General features: G+C 70.6%; 21 protein-coding genes and 2 pseudogenes. 16 read left to right on the top strand and 7 right to left on the bottom strand.

The window, feature by feature from the left end:
• The first annotated feature begins 119 nt into the window (after positions 1-119).
• Genes IF06_RS0114625 through IF06_RS0114610 form a run of 4 tightly spaced genes read left to right on the top strand, consistent with a single transcriptional unit; the run spans position 120 to position 1540 of the window.
• Positions 120-470, top strand: a complete 351-nt coding sequence (locus IF06_RS0114625; RefSeq protein WP_030271613.1) for a hypothetical protein — start codon at positions 120-122, stop codon at positions 468-470.
• Positions 467-916 carry a MerR family transcriptional regulator gene (locus tag IF06_RS0114620; protein WP_030271612.1) on the top strand — a complete coding sequence of 150 codons (450 nt, stop codon included), beginning with the start codon at positions 467-469 and terminating at the stop codon, positions 914-916. Before IF06_RS0114625 ends, IF06_RS0114620 begins: the two co-directional genes overlap by 4 nt.
• Entirely contained in the window at positions 900-1208 is a 309-nt protein-coding gene (locus IF06_RS0114615) for a hypothetical protein (RefSeq protein ID WP_135241031.1), read from the top strand. Before IF06_RS0114620 ends, IF06_RS0114615 begins: the two co-directional genes overlap by 17 nt.
• Positions 1205-1540 carry a YnfA family protein gene (locus IF06_RS0114610; protein WP_030271608.1) on the top strand — a complete coding sequence of 112 codons (336 nt, stop codon included), beginning with the start codon at positions 1205-1207 and terminating at the stop codon, positions 1538-1540. The genes IF06_RS0114615 and IF06_RS0114610 overlap by 4 nt, the downstream gene beginning before the upstream one ends.
• Before the next feature lie 29 nt (positions 1541-1569).
• Here IF06_RS0114610 and IF06_RS0114605 read toward each other — a convergent pair whose 3' ends face one another.
• Both IF06_RS0114605 and IF06_RS0114600 read right to left on the bottom strand, forming a co-directional pair.
• On the bottom strand, positions 1570-1926 hold the full coding sequence (locus IF06_RS0114605) for a DUF3703 domain-containing protein (protein WP_198039664.1): 357 nt from the start codon (positions 1924-1926) through the stop codon (positions 1570-1572).
• A pseudogene (locus IF06_RS0114600) lies at positions 1923-2420 on the bottom strand (cation transporter); the annotation flags it as partial. The gene IF06_RS0114605 and the pseudogene IF06_RS0114600, both read right to left, overlap by 4 nt.
• 67 nt (positions 2421-2487) lie before the next feature.
• Here IF06_RS0114600 and IF06_RS0114595 point away from each other — a divergent pair.
• The 7 genes and pseudogenes from IF06_RS0114595 to IF06_RS34740 all read left to right on the top strand — a co-directional run bounded on the left by IF06_RS0114595 (position 2488) and on the right by IF06_RS34740 (position 7898).
• Complete coding sequence (locus tag IF06_RS0114595; protein ID WP_030271602.1) at positions 2488-2835, top strand: ArsR/SmtB family transcription factor; 348 nt, start codon at positions 2488-2490, stop codon at positions 2833-2835.
• 50 nt (positions 2836-2885) lie between these two features.
• Positions 2886-3368 (top strand): signal peptidase II, encoded by a 483-nt coding sequence (locus IF06_RS0114590; RefSeq protein ID WP_135241032.1) that lies wholly within the window; start codon positions 2886-2888, stop codon positions 3366-3368.
• Positions 3358-4569: a sodium:proton exchanger gene (locus IF06_RS0114585; protein ID WP_083395345.1), complete on the top strand. Its 1212-nt coding sequence runs from the start codon at positions 3358-3360 to the stop codon at positions 4567-4569. The genes IF06_RS0114590 and IF06_RS0114585 overlap by 11 nt, the downstream gene beginning before the upstream one ends.
• A 91-nt stretch (positions 4570-4660) precedes the next feature.
• Positions 4661-6631 carry a heavy metal translocating P-type ATPase gene (locus tag IF06_RS0114580; protein ID WP_030271597.1) on the top strand — a complete coding sequence of 657 codons (1971 nt, stop codon included), beginning with the start codon at positions 4661-4663 and terminating at the stop codon, positions 6629-6631.
• On the top strand, positions 6628-7242 hold the full coding sequence (locus IF06_RS0114575) for a cation transporter (RefSeq protein WP_030271595.1): 615 nt from the start codon (positions 6628-6630) through the stop codon (positions 7240-7242). Before IF06_RS0114580 ends, IF06_RS0114575 begins: the two co-directional genes overlap by 4 nt.
• Before the next feature lie 172 nt (positions 7243-7414).
• Positions 7415-7716: pseudogene (locus tag IF06_RS34960) on the top strand (CbtA family protein); the annotation flags it as partial.
• A gap of 50 nt (positions 7717-7766) precedes the next feature.
• Complete coding sequence (locus IF06_RS34740; protein WP_269635911.1) at positions 7767-7898, top strand: hypothetical protein; 132 nt, start codon at positions 7767-7769, stop codon at positions 7896-7898.
• A gap of 281 nt (positions 7899-8179) precedes the next feature.
• On the opposite strand, the gene IF06_RS0114565 is transcribed toward IF06_RS34740, so the two are convergent.
• From IF06_RS0114565 to IF06_RS0114555, 3 genes are all read right to left on the bottom strand, one after another.
• The gene (locus IF06_RS0114565; protein ID WP_030271593.1) at positions 8180-9685 is read right to left on the bottom strand and encodes a hypothetical protein; all 1506 of its coding nucleotides are present in this window, start codon (positions 9683-9685) and stop codon (positions 8180-8182) included.
• Positions 9686-9915: 230 nt separating this feature from the next.
• Positions 9916-10554 carry a vitamin K epoxide reductase family protein gene (locus IF06_RS0114560; protein ID WP_030271592.1) on the bottom strand — a complete coding sequence of 213 codons (639 nt, stop codon included), beginning with the start codon at positions 10552-10554 and terminating at the stop codon, positions 9916-9918.
• Positions 10551-11213 carry a DsbA family protein gene (locus tag IF06_RS0114555; RefSeq protein WP_030271590.1) on the bottom strand — a complete coding sequence of 221 codons (663 nt, stop codon included), beginning with the start codon at positions 11211-11213 and terminating at the stop codon, positions 10551-10553. Before IF06_RS0114555 ends, IF06_RS0114560 begins: the two co-directional genes overlap by 4 nt.
• A 168-nt stretch (positions 11214-11381) precedes the next feature.
• Here IF06_RS0114555 and IF06_RS0114550 point away from each other — a divergent pair, with 168 nt between their 5' ends.
• The 5 genes from IF06_RS0114550 to IF06_RS32150 all read left to right on the top strand — a co-directional run bounded on the left by IF06_RS0114550 (position 11382) and on the right by IF06_RS32150 (position 15345).
• A complete protein-coding gene (locus IF06_RS0114550; RefSeq protein ID WP_030271588.1) occupies positions 11382-11717 on the top strand; it encodes an ArsR/SmtB family transcription factor in 336 nt (111 codons plus the stop codon).
• The gene (locus IF06_RS0114545; RefSeq protein ID WP_030271586.1) at positions 11717-12442 is read left to right on the top strand and encodes a cation transporter; all 726 of its coding nucleotides are present in this window, start codon (positions 11717-11719) and stop codon (positions 12440-12442) included. The genes IF06_RS0114550 and IF06_RS0114545 overlap by 1 nt, the downstream gene beginning before the upstream one ends.
• A complete protein-coding gene (locus IF06_RS0114540) occupies positions 12442-12792 on the top strand; it encodes a DUF3703 domain-containing protein (RefSeq protein WP_198039662.1) in 351 nt (116 codons plus the stop codon). The genes IF06_RS0114545 and IF06_RS0114540 overlap by 1 nt, the downstream gene beginning before the upstream one ends.
• A gap of 104 nt (positions 12793-12896) precedes the next feature.
• Positions 12897-13532: a copper resistance CopC family protein gene (locus IF06_RS34735; RefSeq protein ID WP_135241033.1), complete on the top strand. Its 636-nt coding sequence runs from the start codon at positions 12897-12899 to the stop codon at positions 13530-13532.
• Between the two features lie 1069 nt (positions 13533-14601).
• Entirely contained in the window at positions 14602-15345 is a 744-nt protein-coding gene (locus IF06_RS32150; protein WP_082171190.1) for a class F sortase, read from the top strand.
• A gap of 173 nt (positions 15346-15518) precedes the next feature.
• On the opposite strand, the gene IF06_RS0114525 is transcribed toward IF06_RS32150, so the two are convergent.
• Positions 15519-16781, bottom strand: coding sequence for a L,D-transpeptidase (locus IF06_RS0114525; RefSeq protein ID WP_030271581.1), 1263 nt, complete (start codon positions 16779-16781; stop codon positions 15519-15521).
• Between the two features lie 459 nt (positions 16782-17240).
• Positions 17241-17918 carry a C39 family peptidase gene (locus IF06_RS0114520; protein WP_047890781.1) on the bottom strand — a complete coding sequence of 226 codons (678 nt, stop codon included), beginning with the start codon at positions 17916-17918 and terminating at the stop codon, positions 17241-17243.
• Positions 17919-18006 lie beyond the last annotated feature (88 nt).

Below are 18006 nucleotides of genomic sequence, written 5' to 3'. Positions count from 1 at the left end.
GCTTCCGGCATCGCGAACCTCCACAACATCATCCTCGCCGGCTGACCATCGGCTTGATGCCGAGCAACGCCTTCACCCAGTTACGAGACGTCCCTTAGGTACAGGCTTACCGTCGTTGCATGAGCGACCAACATGTCACGACGGATGACTCCTGGGTGCCAGATGCCTGCACCCTGCCGACCGCCGAACGGCCGCTGCGGCTCGCCGAGTTCGATCAGTTCTTCCGGGACGCGGTGCGGGGTGCCGAGCGGTTGTCGGCACAGCATCTGCGGTTGCACCTCGACGGCGCGGAGCAGGTCGAAAAGACGGCGCGGGATCTGGCAGCCCGTGAATCGTCTTGCTGCTCGTTCTTCACGTTCGACATCGCGCGACCCGACTTGAACTCACTGACGCTGGACGTTCGAGTACCGGCAGCACACGTCGACGTGCTTGATGCCCTAGCCCAGCGGGCTGTCCGGGTTCAGCGATGAGCGGATCAGGGCTGCGCAGCGGCCAGCTGGCCGACGCGGCCGGGGTCAACCTGCAAACCCTGCGCTACTACGAGCGCCGAGGGCTGCTCGCCTCCCCGCAGCGGTCGCCCGGCGGGCATCGGCTCTACCCGTCCGACACGGTCACCCTGCTGCGGATCATCAAGACCGCGCAACGCCTAGGCTTCACCCTCAACGAGGTCGCCGACCTCCTCGCCGCCGGCCAACACCAGCACAACGGTCGACCCGACACCGGCCTCCAGGCACGAGCCAAGGACAAGCTCGCCGAGGTGGAACAGAAGTTGGCCGACCTATCCGTCATCCGCGACACCCTGCGCGCCGCCATCTCGGCCGGCTGCGACGACCTGGTCGCCTGCGCCGGCAGCGCCTGCTGCCCCCTGCCGTTTGCTGAACTCGCCGAAAGGAACGACCGTGCCGACACCTGCTAACCGGCTGCGCCGCCTGCTCCCCTCCGGCATGACCGGACTCGCGGGAGCCGCCTGCGCCGCCTGCTGCGTGCTGCCGCCACTGCTGGCCGCCGGAATCCTCGGTGGTGCCGGCTGGGCCGCGGCCAACCGTTTCCTGCCCGGCGTCGCCCTCGCCCTGGCCGTGCTCGCCGGCCTGTCCTGGTGGTGGGCCAGCAAACGCCGCCACACCACCGGCTGCGCCGGCCGCAACTGCTCCTGCGGGCAGAGTGACCAGCGCGAGCGCGAGGTAGTCACGCTACGGTCGGACGCGTGACGGTAGCCCGCTCGATCCTGCTGTTCCTGCTCGCCGCGCTCGCCGAGATCGGCGGCGCCTGGCTGGTGTGGCAGGGCTGGCGGGAAAACCGGGGCCTGCTCTCGGTCGCGGCCGGCGTCATCGCACTCGGGGTCTACGGCTTCGTCGCCACCTTCCAACCCGACGCGAACTTCGGCCGCATCCTGGCCGCCTACGGCGGCATCTTCGTCGCCGGCTCTCTCGCCTGGGGCATGGTCGTCGACAAGTTCCACCCCGACCGCTACGACATCATCGGCGCAGCCATCTGCCTTGTCGGAGTCGCCGTCATCATGTACGCCCCACGGGCCAGCTAGCCGCCTGGCCGGAGCTTCTGCCCACCTGGTCACTCAGCTCGGTGCGACAGGATGGCCGCCAAGTCATCTGGCACCCGCATCAGCTGGGTGAGGGGGACGCGGGCCCGTCCCGTGTTGCCTTCCGGGTAGCGGCCGACGGCTGATCCTGGGCCAGCCACCGCGAGCCGGACCGCCTGGCCCACCGCTTCGACCACGTCGCGCTCGCGTGGTGCTCGTTTGAGCATCACGGCGTGGGTGACGGTGTGCCGCCACGGCCAGGGCTGGGACAGGATGTGAGCGCGTTCGGCTGCGCGCCAGGCGGCAGCGGAATCGGTCGCGGTGCGCGCGGTGAACAGCTCGGCGTCGAACACGACGCCTACCGGTTCGGGCATGCGCTGGAAGATCACTTGGCCTCGCTCGTGCAGCAGGCACAGCCGGGCTTGCACCCGCAGGCGCCGGCGCCCTCAGCCTGGAAAGTAAGCGAGTTCGCTCCGCTGACCGGCACCGCACAGCAGGCGTCCCCACGTCATGCCTCTCGCCCCTCCTTGATCGCAACGGCGGCGATGACCAGCGCGGCCAGGGGATCAGCCCATGACCAGCCGAACAGGCTGTTGAAGCCCAGGCCGACGAGCAGTACCGCCGACAGGTAGGTACAGAGCAGGGTCTGCTTGGAGTCGGCCACCGCCGACCGGGAACCCAACTCGCGCCCGGCCCGCCGCTGCGCATGAGACAGCACGGGCATGATGAGCAGCGACAGGCCGGCCAGGACCAAACCCACGGTGGAGTGCTCGGCTTCCCCGCCACCGGCGAGCGCGCGCACCGACTCGACCGTGACGTAGGCGGCCAGCGCGAAGAACGACACGGCTGTCGATGCCGGGGATCCGCGAAAGATCCATGCCAGCATCACGTGGATACGATGTGATCGCGATCGCGCGATGCCAACCCGAATAATGCGCTAGCATCGCCGCATGGCGATGAGACAACAGGTGGAGCGAGAGACTCTCGCCCCCGCTGCGGCACTGTTCCGCGGGCTTGCGGATCCGACCCGCCTGGCGATCGTTCGCCGGCTGGCCGACGGTGAGGCGCGGGTGGTGGATCTCGTCCGGGAGCTGGGTTGGGCGCAGTCAACGGTGTCGGCGCATCTGGCCTGCCTGCGTGACTGCGGCCTGGTGGACTATCGGGCGGTCGGTCGCCAGTCCTTCTACTTCCTGACGCGCGTGGAGCTGATGGCCGTACTGTCGGCCGCCGAGTCGCTGCTGGCCGCGACCGGGGAGACGGTGGCGCTGTGCCCCACCTACGGCGACGGCGCCCAGTGACCGCTGTGCAGGCCCCGCCGCAGCGGGTGGCGTGGCTGGCAGGGGCAGCGATGACCGCGCTGGCGGTGGACGTGGCGTCCAAGAGCGCGGCCGCGGCGTGGCTGCCGGGCCGCAGCGTCGATCTGTTCGCCGGGTTGGCGCTGCGGCTGACCCGCAACCCGGGCGCGGCGTTCTCGGTCGGTACCGGTATCACTCCGGTCTTCACCGTCGTCACGGTGGCCGTCATCGCGGGCATCGCCTGGTATGGGCGCAGAGTTACCCACCGTGGGTGGGCGGTGGCGCTCGGCCTGGTGGCAGGCGGAGCGGCCGGGAATCTGGTCGACCGGCTGTTCCGGTCTCCGGGTCTGGGCCGAGGACATGTGGTCGATTTCCTGTACCTGGACTGGTGGCCGACGTTCAACCTGGCCGACACCTTCCTGATCTGCGGCGTTGCGGTCGCGGTGTGGCTAAGCCTGCGCAACGTGCCCGTCACTGTCCGGGCAGCCGACGACATCCAGGGCTCGAGGATCGCCGGGGGGAGCGGTGAGCGCTGAGATCGAAATGACCGTCAGCGGACGGGGCGCCGCCGCCCGTATCGGGATCGCCCTGGCCGTCGCCGCCCCGGCGGTGGTTGTGCGGCTGGCCGGCGTGCAATTGGCGCCGGTGGCGGCAATGGTGGTGTTCGGCGCGGCGGTGCTGGCCGCGGTGGCGCTGCTGATGTGGGCGTCGGAGGCCGCACGGGTGGACATCTCCGGCAGCCTCGCGCTGGCCATCCTGGCTCTGGTGGCGATCCTGCCCGAGTACGCGGTCGACATCTACTTCGCCTACACCGCCGGACACGAACCGGCCTACGCCGCCTACGCCACGGCGAACATGACCGGGGCCAACCGACTGCTCATCGGGGTGGCGTGGCCACTGCTGGTCGCCTTCGCGATCTTCGCGGTGCGCCGCCACGGGAAGCGCGGCGAGCGCGACCGGGTCACCCTGGCGCCGCATCGGCGCACCGAGATCGTGTTCCTCGCCGCCGCCACCGTCTACGCCCTGGTCATTCCGCTGACCGGCCGGCTGGCCTGGTACGACACCCTGGTGCTCGGAGGGCTGTTCGCCGCCTACCTGTGGCGCATCCGTGGCAACGACGAAGGCGACGAGGACCTGACCGGCGTCGCAGCCACCGTCGCCGTGCAGCCGCCCGCCCGCCGCCGCGGCTTGGTCACCGCGCTGTTCATCACCGCCGGCGTCACCATCCTCGCCGCGGCAGAGCCGTTCGGCGACTCGCTGGTCGCCGCCGGCGCCGACCTGGGCATTGACAAGTTCCTGCTGGTGCAGTGGCTGGCCCCGATCGCCTCCGAAGCCCCGGAGGTCATCGTCGCGATCACGTTCGCGCTGCACGGCCGCGCCGACGACGGCATGGGTGCTCTGCTGGCAGCCAAACTCAACCAGTGGACCCTCCTGATCGCCTGCCTTCCCGCCGCGTACCACCTCGGCGGCGGCACGTTCGCCGGGCTGCCGCTGGACGCCCGGCAGACCGAGGAGCTGGCGCTCACCACCGCCCAGACCCTGCTCGGCGTGGCCGTCCTGGCCGACCTGCGGCTGACCCGCGCCGAAGCACTGCTGTTGTTCGGCCTGTTCGCCGTCCAGTTCGTGCTGCCCTCACCCAACATCCGCTACATGATCGCCGCCGTCTACACCGTCCTGGCCGTCGCGCTGCTGATCCGGCAGCGCCGGCACGTCCCCGCCCTCATCAAATCCCTGTAACCCCCGTATCTCGGAAAGGATCCGTGACCATGACCGCCACACCTCGACCCGGCAGCGCCCCTGCCGCCGTCGCACGACGAGCAGGTGCCCGATGAGCGACGCGTGCGGCTGCGGCGACGACAAGCCCACCGGCACAGGTGAAGCCGAAGAACGGGAACCGGAACGGCTGTGGGATGTCTCCGAGATCCGTGCGGCCGCTGTAGCCGGGGTGCTGCTGCTGGCCGGTTACATCGCGGGGTGGACGGGCGCGCCGCGGCCGGTGGAGATCGGCCTGCAGGCCCTCGCTCTCGCCGTCGGCGCGTGGACGTTCGTGCCGTCCACGCTGCGCCGCCTCGCCAAGGGCAAGATCGGCGTCGGCACGCTGATGACCATCGCCGCCGTCGGCGCCGTCATCCTCGGTCAGGTCGGCGAAGCCGCCATGCTGGCCTTCCTGTACTCCATCAGCGAAGGGCTGGAGGAGTACTCCCTGGCCCGCACCCGCCGCGGCCTGCGCGCCCTGCTCGCCCTCGTCCCCGCGCAGGCCACCGTCCGCCGCGACGGCGCCGAGCTGACCATCTCCCCGGCCGAGCTGCGCGTCGGCGACCTGATGATCGTGCGGCCCGGTGAGCGGATCGCCACCGACGGCATCATCCGCACCGGCCGCAGCGCCCTCGACGTCTCCGCCATCACCGGCGAATCCGTACCGGTCGAAGCCGCCACCGGCAGCGAGGTGTACGCCGGGTCGATCAACGGCACCGGGGTACTGGAGGTCGAGGTCACCACGACCGCCGAGGACAACTCCCTCGCCAAGATCGTGCGGATCGTGGAGGCCGAACAGGCCCGCAAGGGCGCCAGCCAGCGCCTCGCTGACCGCATCGCCAAACCCCTCGTTCCCGGGGTGATGATCGCCGCCGCGCTCATCGCGGTCGTGGGTAGCCTGCTCGGAGACCCCGCCACCTGGATCGAGCGGGCCCTCGTCGTGCTAGTCGCCGCCTCCCCGTGCGCGCTGGCGATCTCCGTGCCGGTCACCGTGGTCGCCGCCGTCGGCGCCGCCAGCAAACTCGGCGTGCTCGTCAAGGGCGGCGCCGCCCTCGAAGCGCTCGGCGCAGTGCGGGGTGTGGCGTTGGACAAGACCGGCACCCTCACGCGCAACCGGCCGACGGTCATCGACGTCGCCGCGACCGGCGGCGCCACCCGCGAGCAGGTCCTCGACCTGGCCGCCGCGTTGGAGGCGCGCAGCGAACATCCCCTCGCCCGGGCGATCCTCGCCGCCGTCGACACCCCCCGGCCGGCCACCGACGTCGAAGCCATCACCGGCGCCGGCCTCACCGGCGTCGTCGACGGCCGGACCGTCCGGCTCGGCCGACCCGGCTGGCTGCACCCCGGGGAGCTCGCCGACACCATCACCGGCATGCAGCAGGCCGGCGCCACCGCCGTCCTCGTCGAGGACGACGGCCGACTGATCGGCGCGATCGCGGTGCGTGACGAGCTTCGACCGGAAGCCGTCGAGGTGATCGACCGGCTACGCCGCGGCGGCTACCACGTCTCCATGCTCACCGGCGACAACGAAGCCACCGCCACCGCCCTCGCCGAACAGGCCGGCATCACCGAGGTGCACGCCGACCTGCGCCCCGAAGACAAGGCCCGCATCGTGGCGCAGCTCCGCGATCAGCGGCTCACGGCGATGGTCGGTGACGGTGTCAATGACGCGCCCGCCCTGGCCACCGCCGACCTCGGCGTCGCGATGGGCGCCATGGGCACCGACGTGGCCATCGAAACGGCCGATGTCGCGCTCATGGGCGAGGACCTGCGCCACCTGCCCCAGGCCCTCGACCACGCCCGCCGGGCACGGTCGATCATGCTACAGAACGTCGGCCTGTCCCTCGCCGTCGTCATCGGCCTGATGCCCTTGGCCCTGCTCGGGGTGCTCGGCTTGGCCGCCGTCGTCCTCGTACACGAGATCGCCGAGGTGATCATCATCGCCAACGGCGTCCGCGCCGGCCGCGCCCGCCCGCTCCCACCCCTCACCACCACCACCGACGCCGACACCACCCCAGCCCCTGAGACGGTGAGCGTCGGATGACCAACCGGGAGGAGGCGCTGCGCCGACGGGGGCAGCGCCTCGCCTGGCTCATCGTCGTCTGGGACATCATCGAAGGAGCCATCGCCGTCACTGCCGGCCTGGCCGCCGGCTCCATCGCACTCATCGGCTTCGGCATCGACTCGGTCATCGAGGTGTTCGCCGCCGCCGTCGTCATCTGGCAACTACGCGCCGGACCCCGCGCCCGACAACGGCCGGCGCTGCGGCTGATCGCCGGCAGCTTCCTCGCACTGGCCGGCTACGTCACCTACAAGTCCATCTCTGACCTGATCGGCGCCGAACGCCCCGACACGTCGCTGGTCGGCATCGGACTCAACGTCGTCGCCCTCGCCGTCATGATCCCCGTCGCGGTCGCCCAGCGCCGCACCGGCCGCACCCTGGACAACCCGGCCGTCACCGCCCAGTCCCAGGAAACCTGGGTCTCCAACTATCTGTCGGTCAGCCTGCTCGTCGGGCTCGGCCTCAACGCCACACTCCACTGGTGGTGGGCCGACCCGATCGCCGCCCTGGTGGTCGCCGGCGTAGCCGCCAAGGCGGGCATCGACGCGTGGCGCGAAGCCTGCGAGTACCCGCAGCAGGAGCAGCGGCGCTGACGGGCCCGCTTGCGACGGGCCGCCGAAAGAGGTTTGATCAGGAGTTACACCGTTCGTGTTACGGTCCCGCCTTCTTGGTGGTACCGGCGCTAGAGAGCGCCGAGGGACAACGACCAGTCGAGCTGGCTGTCGTCGGATGTGGTGACGCACCGTACAAAATTGCGCCCTCGCGATCGCCGCCGGCCTGGTCGGCCGGCTCAGCGCCCGCGCCACCGCCGGGCTCGTCGCGCTCGCCGGGTTCGTCGGCGTTGCGCTGGTGCCGTTCCTCAAGTACCCCGCCAACCCGCAGCTACCGGCAACTCCGACACCCTTCAGCAACGCGCCGGCCGGTACTTCCTGATGATCGTCATCGGGGTCGCCACTGTCATTGGCGCCGTGCTCGTCGGACGCTCGCTCCAGCCGCCGCTGAGCACGTGGAACGCCTCCACTGTCGCGCTCCTGGGCGCCACCGTGCTCGTCGGCGCGATCCTGTACCTCCTGCCGACGGTCAACGAGGTTCCGGATGGGTTCTCGCCGATCTTGCTGTGGGAGTTCGGCTCGCCTCGCTCGGCACTCAGGCGGTCACCTGGGCCACGCTGGGCCTGCTGTTCGGCTACCTGACCGAACGCAGCCAGCGCCGCCAGCCGGTATCGGCCATGCAGTCGATCGCTGCCTAGCATCAACACCTCGTAGCAGGGAACGAAGCCGGCGAGGTAGGCACGACGGTCACACCCGACTGACCATGCCGCACCCGGCGTGCCGTTCCGGCTGAGCCTGTGCGGCGCCGTCCTACCGGGACGCGCGGCCGCAGAGGGGCGCCGTCCGTGCCTTCCGTCGCAAACGCGACGGAAGGCACGGACGTCGGGGAAGCAGGAGCTGGGCGGTCGGACGGTTCCGAGCAGCGCCATGTGTTGGTTGCCGCTCCCGGTAGGTCCGCCAAGGCTCAGGACCGGCTGGTTCAGCGGACGTGGACGAAGACCGGGTTCGAGTAGAACCACAGGTCTTCCCACGGGCTCTCGAGCCCGTCGGCGAGCGGCTCGGCCTCGTCGGTGTTGGTGCCGCGGACGCGGGCGTACATGTCACCGTCCACGTTGCGCAGCGTGTGCTTGACGACGTAGTCGTTGCCCTGCTTGCGCCAGTCGCGGGGACCGAACCGGGCCACGACCTTGGTGGTGGGGTTGGTGTCGGCGTCGAGGTTGGCGGACGGGCCGGTGATCTGCCCGACGATCAGGTCGACCCGCCGGACCTCGGGCCGGTCGCCGTTGTGGTTCTGGCCGTTAAGCGGCCGGAACTTGATCTCGATCTCGACGTCGGTGCGGTCGCGGCGGGTCACGGTGACGGTCTCACCCATCGCCGCGTCCTTGCCCTGGCTCCTCGCGGTGAGGTCGAGGCTGGTGATCAGGTCGCCGGTGGTGACCCAGATCCGGCCGTTACGCAGGCCGTCCATGATGTCGCCGTAGTCCTGCCGCGCCAGCACGTACGTCTTGCTGTACTCGCCCGGCCAGAAGTCGGAACCACCGCGGGTCCAGTGCACGTGCGAGTCCGACGTCGCGGTGATCCACCAGCGCCGCCCTTCACCGAGCAGCGAGTCCCACAGCCCACCAACCCGAGCGGTCATCTGATCGTAGCCGCCGTGGGTCGGGTGGTTGCCGTAGCCGCCCCGGGCGCCGCCGTTGAGCGGGCCCGCCTGGTGGCCGGGAGCGCCCTCGAAGCCGACATAGATGTCCGGCGCGGCGTTGTTGCCGTTGCGGAACTCGTGCGGCGTGTCCTGCCCCCACACGCCCCAACCGGGAGCCGACCGGGAAGCGTGGTGCGCGATGACCAACGGCTTCTGCCGCAGGGTCTTGGCGTATTTAAGAAACTCGACCATCTTGGCCTCGGTGTCCCCGCCCGGGACGGCGGGGAACGGGTCGCGTTTGGCGAACTTGCTCTCCAGGTCGAAGAGCATCTGCGCCTCGTCGTCGTGGCGTGGGATCATCAGGGTGTGGTGGTCCATCGCCGGGGCGTCGAACTCCATGCCCCAGAACTGCAGCACGTCGGGCACGAGCTTGCGGGACAGCAACAGGTCGGGGTAGGCCTGTTCCAGGTTGACCTTCGAGTGGGTCGGCCCGCCGTGGTCGGTGACCATCGCCCAGGTCAGGCCGAAGTTCTTCGCCATGATCGCGTTGGTGACGATCGGGTACACCGCGTCGGCGCCCTTGTGGAACGTCGGCGGGTTCGTCGAGGTGTCGAACTCGCCGCTGTACTCCGAGTGGATGTGGTGGTCGCCGGCCCGCCACACCCGGTTACGGGACTCCCCGCCCTTGTCGCGCTTGTCGTCCTCGCGGTCGTCGTTGGCCCAGGCCGCACCGCCACCCACCAGCGGGCTCGCCGCCGCCAGGGTCGCCCCGACACCGGCGTACTTCACCAATTGACGGCGCGAAAGCTGCGAACGCTCGGCGCCTTCGAGATCCTTGTCCTTCAAGACGGAACCTCTCCTCGTCCAGCTATTTGCCGTGTCAGTCAAGGAGCCTTGAAGAAGCCGATGAACGATGACTGCCTGGGACGCGGGCAGGGGGCTAACAGCGAGGCCCGACCTGATAAAGGCAGCCTGTGTGACGCGCAGCTGCCGCTGTTCGTATGACTCCTCGCCGTGACGTATCAGGCCGGGCTACGGGTGCTGGTGCTCCTGCCTGCCGTCCGTTGCGGCAGGGATCAGATGAGCGTTGTCCAGTAGTCCCAGAAGCGGGCCAGGATCGCAGCCAGGATCAGCGCGTACCAGGCCGTGAGGATGAGACTGTGGTAGCCGGCAGCGGCGATCCCGGCCGCCCGCACAGGCCCCGGGAGCGGGCCGGAGAAGTCGTGCAGGTTGCGCAGGGTGGTGTAGAGGAAGATCGGAATGGTGACGGCCCAGACGAGCATGCAGTAGGGGCACAGGGCGCCGATGACGTAGAGGCTCTGGTAGATGAGCCAGTGCACGAAGACCACGCCGAAGGTGGCGCCGGCGTGCAGGCCGAGCCAGAACCAGCGGGGCAGGCATGCGCCGGCGAGCAGGGCGACGCCGATGGTGGTGACGGCGGTGAAGCCGGCGATGCCGATCAGTGGGTTCGGGATGCCGAACGCCTCGGCCTGGGGTGTGGTCATGACCGAGCCGCAGGACAGGATCGGGTTGATGCTGCAGCTGGGCACGTAGCCGGGCCGGGCGAGCAGGTTGATCTTTTCGACGGTGAGGATGGTTGCGGCCAGCATGCCGATGCCGCCGCCAACGGCGCAGATCCACGCCGTGGCCCGAGCGAGGAACCGCCCGCGCGAGGAGTCCTGCTCGCTTCGCCGTTCGACGGTGGCGGTGCTCATTCGGCCAGGGCGGCGTCGATGGCCGCGACGAGGTCGTCCTGCGTGCGCAGGTCGGTCAGCTGGCGGCCATTGAGGAAGAACGTCGGGGTGCCCTGCACGCCAACGGCTTCGCCGTCGGTCTTGTCCTTGGCCACCCGGGCGGCGGTGGCGGGGTCGTCGAGGTCGCGCTGGAACCGCTGCATGTCCAGTCCGAGGGTGCGGGCGTAGCCGAGGAACAGATCGGTTTGCGGCTGCTCCTTGTGTCCCCAGCGGGTCTGGTTGTCGAACAGCTGCGTGTACATGTCGTGGAAGCGGCCCTGGTTCGCGGCGGCCTGCGCGGTGCGGGCGGCCAGTTCGGCGTTGGGGTGGCTGGGGATCGGGAAGTACCGGACCACGAAGGTGATGCGGTCGGAGTAGGTGGCCAGGACCTGCTTGACCGCCGGGTAGGCGGCGGCGCAGGACTCGCACTCGAAGTCGAGGAACTCCACCAGGGTCACCTTGCCGTCGGCGGCGGTGGACAGCCGGTGGCTGTCCTCGCGCACCAGCAAAGCCGGGTCGATGGCGCCGGCGGCCGTGGTAGCGGCGCGCGGCTCGTCGGTGCGGTTGACGGCCAGCAACCCGCTGACCACAAGCACCACTGCCGCGATCAGCGCCAAGGTCAGGCGGGTGTTCTTGGTCATTCCACTTCCTTGTTCATCAGCCAACGACATGACGTCCCACGGTCTGGTGGGACATCGCGCGGACCATACGGGGGGCGCTGTACCGACTTGCTGTCAGCTTCCTGGGAACGGCCCACATGACTACCCAGGGGGCCGTTCACCGGTTAGTACAGCGAAGAGTGTACTGTCGTGCCCGTGGAGACATTGACGTACGGGCAGGTGCTGGCCCGGTTCGGCCACGCCCTGTCGGATCCGACCCGGGCTCGGCTGCTGCTGGCGCTGCGCGACGGGCCCGGCTATCCGGCGGAGCTGGCCGAGCTGCTGGGCACGACCCGGCAAAACCTGTCGAACCATCTCACCTGTCTGCGAGGGTGCGGCCTGGTGGTGACGGTGCCGCAGGGCCGGCGCACCCGATACGAACTGGCCGACGCGCGGCTGGCGCACGCCCTGGGTGACCTGCTCGGCCTGGTCCTGGCGGTGGACCCCGCGGCGTGCCCAGACACCGACGACAAGGGGTGCTGCTGATGAGCCTGCCGTTGATCCAGGCGCCGGCCGAGCCGTCCCCGGCCCGGCGGGCCGTGCTCGCCCGGCGGGTCAGGCTGCTGGTCGCCGCGACCATCACCTACAACCTGATCGAGGCGGTCGTGGCGATCAGCGCCGGCACGATCGCCTCGTCGACCGCCCTGGTCGGCTTCGGTCTCGACTCGATCATCGAGGTGTCGTCGGCGGCGGCGGTCGCGTGGCAGTTCGCCGGCCGCGACCCCGAGGCGCGGGAGAAGACCGCGCTGCGGATCATCGCCGTGTCGTTCTTCGCCCTGGCCGCCTACGTCACCGTCGAGTCGGCCCGTGCCCTGCTCGGCGGCGCCGACGCCGAGCACTCCCCGGTCGGCATCGTCCTCGCCGTGGTGTCGCTGGCGGTCATGCCGGGTCTGTCGTACGCGCAGCGCCGCGCCGGTCGGGAACTCGGCTCCCGCTCGGCGGTCGCCGACTCCAAGCAGACCCTGCTGTGCACCTACCTATCCGCGGTCCTGCTGGTGGGCCTCGGCCTCAACAGCCTGTTCGGCTGGTCCTGGGCCGACCCGATCGCCGCACTGGTCATCGCCGCCGTCGCCGTCAAGGAAGGCCGCGAGGCGTGGCGCGGCGACGCCTGCTGCACCGTGCCCCTGACCACCCCATCAGCCGCCGGCCCCGACACGGATGGGTGCGGATGCCGGCCTGGTTGTACCTGCTGCCCGTCAGACGCCGCGTGATGTTCCAGAAGATGCCGGCGACCGTCCGCGCGGTCTTCGACGCCGAACTCGCCACCGCCCGCCACACGTCCGACCCTGCGGCGGCGTGGCGGGCGGCCGAGCGGGCCCACATCCTGTCCCAGCCGTGGCCCTGGCCACACACCGTCGTGCACGCCGTCATGCTGCGGCGCGCCCTGCGCGAGCGCGACGTCATCGAGGCGGTAGGGCAGGTAATCCGCCTGGCGGTTGCGGGCCCGGGCTCAGCTACCGGCCGCTACCCGCAGGGGAACACCGGCCGGGCGCGGGTGCCGCTGACCCAGCCGATGCCCGTGCCGGAGGAACTCGCCGTGCTGCTGGCCGGCAGCCGGTAGGCCGGTCCGCGGCGCCTGCGCGGGTCGCCGGGCCGCGGCCACGGCGAGCTGGACGGGAGGACGGCGGCCGGGTCCTTCTGGTAGTGGCGTCCGAACCATCTGGCGTGCGTACACGAACCGCGATCCGGCGCGGGTTGATGTTGGCCGTTCTCGCCGTGCCGCTGGCGCCAGCCAGTCCCTGCGCCGCGCATGCCGCCCTGGTCGCCACGTCGCCCGTGCGCGACGAGGTCATCGGGTACGCGCCGCGGGAGGTGGTGCTGGCCTTCAGCGAACCGGGGTTTCCGGTCGCCGGGCGCGTGCAGGTCCTCGGCCCGGACGGCAAGATGATCAACAACGGTGAGCCGGTGCTCGACGGCGCGACGATGCGGATCCCGGTGCGGGTGCCGGACAAGCCGCTGGGCACCTACCTGGTGAGCTACCGGGTGGCCTCCGCCGACAGCCACCCGATCGCGGGCAGCTTCGCCTACTCGGCAGGAGCGCCATCGGCGACAGCGCCGCAGGGTGCCGGCGGCGCCGACCGGCCCGGGCGGGTGCTCGTGCCGGCGGCCAAGTACGCCAGCTACCTGGGCCTGGTCCTGGCGGTCGGACCGGTGTTGCTGGTGGCCACGATGTGGCCCCGGCGGCTGTCCCGCCGCGGGGCGACCGTCATGGCGTTCACCAGGGGCTGGTCGCCGCGGCCCCGGCCGGCACCTGGGTGGGACAGGCCGCGGACATGGTCGGGGCGAGGATCGGCGAGCTGACGGTCGGGGACCTGGAGGCGGTCGGCGCCAGCGGTGGTCGGGGCGGTGCTCGCCGCGCGGCTGGCGCTGCTCGGCGCCGCGGCGACGCTGCTACCGGCCGTCCTGCGCGGCGCCGCGGGCCGCTGGCACACCGCCGGGCTGGCGCTGGTGGGACTGGCCGCGCTGGCCACCTGGCCCTTGGCGGGCCACCCGGTGGCCTCGCCCCTGCGGCCGGTGAGCGTCGCGGTGGGCACCGCCCATCTCGCCGGGGTGACCATCTGGCTTGGCAGTCTGTTCACCCTGGCCGTGTTCCTGCCGCGCCGCACCCACGAGCGGGTTCTCGCGCGGATCCTGCCGGCCTGGTCACGGTGGGCGACCCTCGCGGTCTGCTGGCTCGTCGCCGCCGGCGTCGCCCAGGCCGCGCTCGAACTGGGCCGCCCTCGGCGCTGCTCGACACCGCGTACGGGCGGCCGCTTTGCGGCAAGGCCGCACGGCTGGCCGGGGTCCTCGCTGTCGCCGCCGGGCAGCGGCGGAGGGTGCGCCGCCGCGCCGCGGCGACCCGCCCCCGCCGGCTCGCCGGGGCCGCTGGCTCGAACTCGCGGCCACGGCGGTGGTCCTCGCGCTCACCGCGGTGCTGGTGCAGACGACCTCACCAGGACGGGTCGCCGGCACCGACGCCGCCCGGGTTGCGCGCAACAGCGTCGCGCAGACCCTCACCACCGGCCTCTACATGCTGTGGTTCGATGTCTACCCCGGCGGGCGGATGTGGCCAACAGCCTGCACATCTACGTCTACACCCCGCAGGCCAGGGCCCTGCCCGTCGCGGAATGGGCCATCAGCCTCGCTCTGCCCGCCGCCGGCGTCGAGCCGATCACGGTGCCGGTCGACACGCCGGAACCCCACCACGCCAGCGCCGAGGTTCGCTTCCCCGCCGCGGGTGAGTGGACGCTGAAGGTCACCGCGCGCGCCAGCGACGTCGACCAGACCACCGTCACCGTCACCGTCCGCCGCCACCTGACCGGCGTCCCCCATCGGTGCGTGAGCCCGTTTTCCACCAATAGTTCTCGTTTGCACCATCTAGCGTGCGGGTATGGGTGGCGAGGCAGCAGCGGGTGGCACGGCATCCGCCGGCAGGGTGTACGGCACGCGGCGCAGGTCGGCGCAGCGGGTCGCGGCGACAATCGCGCTGGCGCTGGCAGGGGTGGCAGCGTTGACCGGCGCGGGCATAGTCGGTGCCGCACTGAGGGGATCCTCCGCCTCATCCCCACCTCCCCAGCCACCGCCGGCCGTCGCGCCCGCGACCATCACGCCGCATGCGCCCCATGCCTCATCCGAGCCAAGCGCCGCGGCGGAGCACAGAGGCCTGGCCCGATCGGCGCCGACCCGCATCACCATCGACCGCGTCGGCGTGCGGGCGGACATCCTCGCCCTCGGCGTCAACGGGGACGGCACCGTGCAGGTGCCGCCGCTGGAGCAGGCGATGGATGCCGGTTGGTACAAGTTGGGCGCCAGTCCCGGAGAGGTCGGCAACGCCGTCATCATGGGTCACGTCGACTCGGCGAAGATCGGTCCGGCAGTGTTCTTCCGCCTCGGTGAGCTCCTGCCCGGCGACATGATCCAGGTGGTCCGGGTTGACCGGACCGAGGTGACCTTCCGGGTCGACGGGGTGAAGTCGTATCCTAAGGACGCCTTCCCCACCGATCTGGTGTACGGCCCGTCGGACACGGCGAGCCTGCGGGTGATCACCTGCGGCGGGACCTTCGACGAGCAGAAACGCAGCTACACCGACAATGTCATCGTCTTCGCCACCCTGGTCTCGTCGCGGCAGGCCTGAGGTGATGGCGGATACCAAGGTGGACCGCACCCGTCGGCCCAGTTCCATCGTTTCGAACGCTCATGGCAGGCGGAGTGGTCGCTGCGGGCGTGGCCCGGTACCGCTGGATCGCGCGCCGCGGGTACGGCAAAGGACCGGCCCACCGGGTGGCGGACCGGTCCTGTAGGCCCGGATCAGCCGCCGGAGAGGGACGGCGCCGGTGCGGGTGATCCGCCGGCTACGGCGCCCGGGTTGGCCGGGCTGACCTGCGCCGGCTGGAGCCCGGCCGGTACGGGCAGGGCGCTGCCCTTGACGAAGTCGTCCCAGCTGACGTTCCAGGCCGTCCACCCGTTGCCCGGCTGCAGCTGCACCTCGGTGCCCTTGAACGTGACCAGGTCACCGACCTGGGTGATGCCCATCAGCCAGTCCGCGGCGGCCGCTGAGACGTTGGTGCAACCGTGCGAGACGTTGGTGTAGCCCTGGTCGCCCTCCGACCACGGCGCCCCGTGGATGAACTCGCCGCCCCAGGTGAGCCGCTGGGCGTCCTCGACGTCGACCACGTAGCCGCCGTTCGGCTCGCCGCGGGTGTCGAACGTCGTCTGCTGGTGCTTCTCCATGATCACCATTTTGCCGCTGGAGGTCGGCGTGCTCGGCTTGCCGAGGCTGACCGGGATCTTGCGGATCAGCTTCCCGTCCTGGTAGACCGACATCTTCTTGGTGGCGTTGTCGACATCCAACGCCACCTGCCGGCCGATCTTGGAGGTGGCGGTCCGGTCCGCATCGCCGATCCGGTCCTTGCCGATCGGCAGGCCCTGCAGCCCGGCCCGGACGCTGATCGTTGTGCCGGGCCGCCAGAAATCGGGCGCCCGGTAATAGACCTGACTGCCGTCCTCCAGCCACGACCAGGCCCCCGGCTGCGGCGGATCCGTCTTCACGAACAACCGGCGCTGCACATCCGGTCTGGCCTCTTTGGCAATGGGCGGGTCGAACGCGACGGTTACCGGCATCGCCGTGCCGTACGTCTGGTTTCCGGCGAAATACAACGTGCTGGTGACCGCCGGTTTTGACGATTTCGGCATCGTGGTGAAGGTGGTTTTCCGGGTAGTGCTCTTCCCGGCGTCGCCGGTGGCGGCGACCTCGGCGGTGTAGGTGCGCATCGGCTGCAACGGGGCGCTCGGCACCCACGCCGACCCGTCCTCACGCGGCTCCACCTTGACCTGTATCCCCCTGTCGTCGGTGATCCGCACAGCCGTGATCCGCCCGCCCTTGACGGCGGTACCCACCTCGACGGTGATGGGCAGATCCCGCGTCTGGTCGGCGGGTGTCACGGTCAACTCCGGCGCCCGCCCGTCCGCGGGTCGTGCGCCGGGCGTGCGGTCGGCGGTGCACCCCGCCAGGACCAGTGGCGTGGCCACGATGGTCGCGGCCATCAGCGTCAATCGCCGCCTCAACTGCATACTGCGTCCCCCCGTTCATGGCTTCCCTTCGCCACATTCTCGCCGCGCCGCACCGATGTGAGCGCAATTTCGGCTGATTCGGGAACCAGTTACGGGAGGCATTTCCGGCCGAATGGCAGGCGGTGGGTGGGTCGCGCAGATCTGCGCCTTTCCGGGTCAGCCGTCGCGGATGGGGCGCGGGTTCCATTCCGGCGGGACGCTGCGGGTCGGCAACTCGTTGCGGGTGGTGCCGTCGGGCCCGACTTCGAGATCCCGGTCTCCGCGCACCCCTCTGGCGGTCCGCGCGGCGTGACCGCGTGTCAGACCGCGGCCCGGGCCGTTGCGGTAGGTCCCCGCACATGGCGCGCCCGCCCCGCGCCAACATCGGCACCCTGGTCTCCTTTCGGCAGACCTGAGGTGGTGGATACGACGATGGGGCTGGCCCTTGTCGGGCCGGCCCCATCGTTGTTCACGCTCAGGTCAGGCGGAGTAGCCGCGGGAGGCGATCCAGTTGGCCAGCTTGTCGGTGCTGATCCAGTACTGGCCCTCGTCGGACCAGGAGTCACCGATCTTCACGGTGTTCCCGCCGTCGCGGTAGCCGACCACGGCGATGTAGTGCCCACCCTCGTAGGAGTGAGCGTGGCCGTCGGTGTCGACCGAGGTGCCCTTGATGTTGGCCACCATCGGCCGCTTGCCGTCGATGTTGCGCACGACGTCGTTGCGCAGCCGGTCGGTCTCGGCCTTGCTGGCCTTCTGGCCGGGGATCTCGACGGTGCGGTAGTCCTTACCGGTGACCTCCTTGAGCACCCGGGTGGTCTCGATGGCGGAGTTGGTGCCCGCCTCGGTGGTGGCCAGCTTCTTGGCCAGCTCGTCCTGGCTCAGGTCCTTACCGAGCGCGGACAGCGCCATCTTGGTCGCCGCCGGCGCGCAGTAGAAGTAGGTCTCCTGGAACTTGTACGTGAAGTCCAGCTCCTTGCCGCCGTCACGCTCCTGCGCCACGGTGGCCGGCTTGCCGGCCGACACCGGCGCGGCGTGCGCCACGGTCGCGGGACCGGCGATCGCGCCACCGGCGAACGCGAGCCCGGCGACACCGAGCGCGGCCTTACGAACAACCGAAGTCTGAGTGATGGCCGGGAGCCAACGAGTAACAGTAGTCATTGATGCTCACCTTTCACCTGGGGGAAAGGACGGCCAGCAGATCGGGGTGCGGGCCGCCCAAAGAGATACGCCCGGGCGGGGGTGCTCG

The organism is Micromonospora globosa, from assembly GCF_000717585.1.
Classification (GTDB): Bacteria; Actinomycetota; Actinomycetes; order Mycobacteriales; family Micromonosporaceae; genus Micromonospora; species Micromonospora aurantiaca.
This window is presented reverse-complemented; position numbering and strand designations above follow the sequence as displayed.